Origin of the sequence: Mycobacterium sp., from assembly GCF_050701675.1 — a bacterium.
GTDB lineage: Bacteria > Actinomycetota > Actinomycetes > Mycobacteriales > Mycobacteriaceae > Mycobacterium.
The window spans coordinates 1-2,004 of sequence record NZ_JBOGDD010001182.1; the positions used below are offsets into that span (position 1 = coordinate 1).

Genomic DNA, 2,004 nt, shown 5'->3' on the forward strand with positions numbered 1-2,004 from the left:
AGGGTTATCCGGCCAATCCGATCCTCACCGCCCGCAGCACGGCGGAGCCTGTGCAGAACGTCGGCCACGCCGATCTGGTGGACACACCGGACGGACTCACGTTCGCGGTCGCCCTGGGCGTCCGGCCGGTGGGGTTCACTCGGTCGTTCTCTCCGCTCGGACGCGAAACTTTTCTGACACCAGTGGATTGGGTGGACGGCTGGCCGCACCCGCGGCCGATCCTCAATGAGTCCTTGGCTCCGCGCGACACGGCATCCCTCGAACTCGATCTCGCCGCACCGGGTACCCTCGACCACCCGGCATGGATCGGCTTGCGTCGCCAGCCTCGCGAAGTCGCCTCGGTCACTGATTCGGGGCTCACGATCACCTCCCGAGGATCAGGCCTGAGCGATCTGGATGTCGCCTTCGTCGGTCGACGCCAACACCACCACACGGCCACCTTTCGGACGACGATCGCCCCAAGCTCGGGTGTCGGTGGGCTCGCCGCACGACAGTCCGACGAACTCTGGTTCGCTGTGGAGGCGGAGGCGAGCGACGGGGCCGTACGAGTTCGCGCCGTGGCCGCGCTGGCTGGCATCAGCCAGAGCTGGGAGCACGAATTTCCTGGCGCTGAGGTCACCCTGACGATGGAGTTCTCTGTCGCCGCGCCATACCGACCCGGCGATGGATTGCCCCCGACCGGGGGCGACCGCATCCGACTCACAGCATCCGATGGCGGGGATTCGGTCACCCTCGCCGAACTCGATGGCCGGTACTGGAGCTTCGAGACCAGCGAGTCCTTCACAGGTCGCGTCATCGGCCTCTACGCCACCCGCGGAGCGGTCACCTTCCGCAGCCTCACCATCACCGAATAGGGCAACCAGCGCACCCGCTTCACCGCACCGACATGTGCATGCGCGATCCCTTCGTCGCAGTCCCGATCCTGCGATACGCTCACCGAGCTACCGATGCCCCAGTCGGCCGGATGCAACCCTGATCGACACAGGACAAACGCTCTGATCATGGCTGACTCCCCCGAAAAGCAACCAGCGGCTCAAGTTCGAGATCCAATTCGACTCTGCCGAGGCCCTCATCCACGTGGCGCTGGCGCGTGCCGCGGCCATCGGTGCGCCGCACGACTCCGCCGACGGCATCAGTCGCTCCGCCGAGACATGGTCAATTCCGAGGCTGACCGTTTGGCCGGTGTTCTCCACTAAGTCGCGGAGGTGCGCCACGCTGAGACGGACGAGAGCCGACCCACCTAAGCCCGCCGAGCCGAGGGTGAGCACCGCCAGATCAGGCCGGGGAGCTCCGTTCCGCAGCTTTTCGAGAAATCCTCTCTCCTCAAGAGTCTCCACGATACGGAACGCCGTCGCTTTTGGGAGACCGGTGCGTTCGCAAATCTCGTGCAGTTTCAGTGTCGTCGCTGAATGATCGAATAGCGATAGCACCTCCAGGCCCTTCGCAATGACCCCCATCCGAGGGTGATTGCCGCGGTCCGCGACCGCCCGCCCGACTGCGACGCCTCCAGCAAGATCATGACGGAGCGAGACGCTCATCTCAGCCACCATTGAGGCCGGCTTGGTCGACGTGGCGCGGCGGCCGTGTCCTCCAATCGAGGTGATCGTAACGCGCCACCCTATCGGCAATCATTTCGGCCAACTCGCTGTGGCGGGCGGCCGTGCTCTGCACCTCGGCGAAGTGCGCGCGCTTCTCTTCGATCGTCAGAATCGACTGAGTCAGACCCTTTGCGTCGAAGGTGACGTCCATCCGTCCGTCGTCAACGACCAGCCGGCCTCGAGCGCCGCAGGTGGCGCAGACCACGTACCTGGGGTAGATATCGAAAACGCTGAGGTGGCACTGTGGGCAGAGCCCCCCGGCTCCTTCGTACTCCGCGGCGTCATAAGACCGGCCCGCCTGTTCCGCGACGGTGCGACCGAGCCTGGCAGCGCGCTCGAGGGCCTCCTCATCCAGCACGATGGAACCGGGACTCCCGGCGCCGGCGAACTGCACCTGGTCCACGAC

3 protein-coding genes are annotated in these 2,004 nt (G+C 65.6%); 1 reads left to right on the plus strand and 2 read right to left on the minus strand.

Going from position 1 to position 2,004, the window contains the following annotated elements:
* A partial coding sequence (locus ACRDUX_RS36690) for a family 43 glycosylhydrolase (RefSeq protein ID WP_526421757.1) occupies positions 1–854 on the plus strand: 854 nt, incomplete at its 5' end.
* 87 nt (positions 855–941) lie between these two features.
* Here ACRDUX_RS36690 and ACRDUX_RS36695 read toward each other — a convergent pair.
* Entirely contained in the window at positions 942–1,550 is a 609-nt protein-coding gene (locus tag ACRDUX_RS36695; protein WP_526421759.1) for a helix-turn-helix domain-containing protein, read from the minus strand.
* On the minus strand, positions 1,540–2,004 hold a 465-nt coding region (locus ACRDUX_RS36700; RefSeq protein ID WP_526421761.1), incomplete at its 5' end, for a hypothetical protein. The genes ACRDUX_RS36695 and ACRDUX_RS36700, both read right to left, overlap by 11 nt.

Bases quoted from the DNA above. Each gene is read 5' to 3' on its own strand.
- ACRDUX_RS36695 (WP_526421759.1), bottom strand. From the start codon at position 1,550: ATGGTGGCTGAGATGAGCGTCTCGCTCCGTCATGATCTTGCTGGAGGC.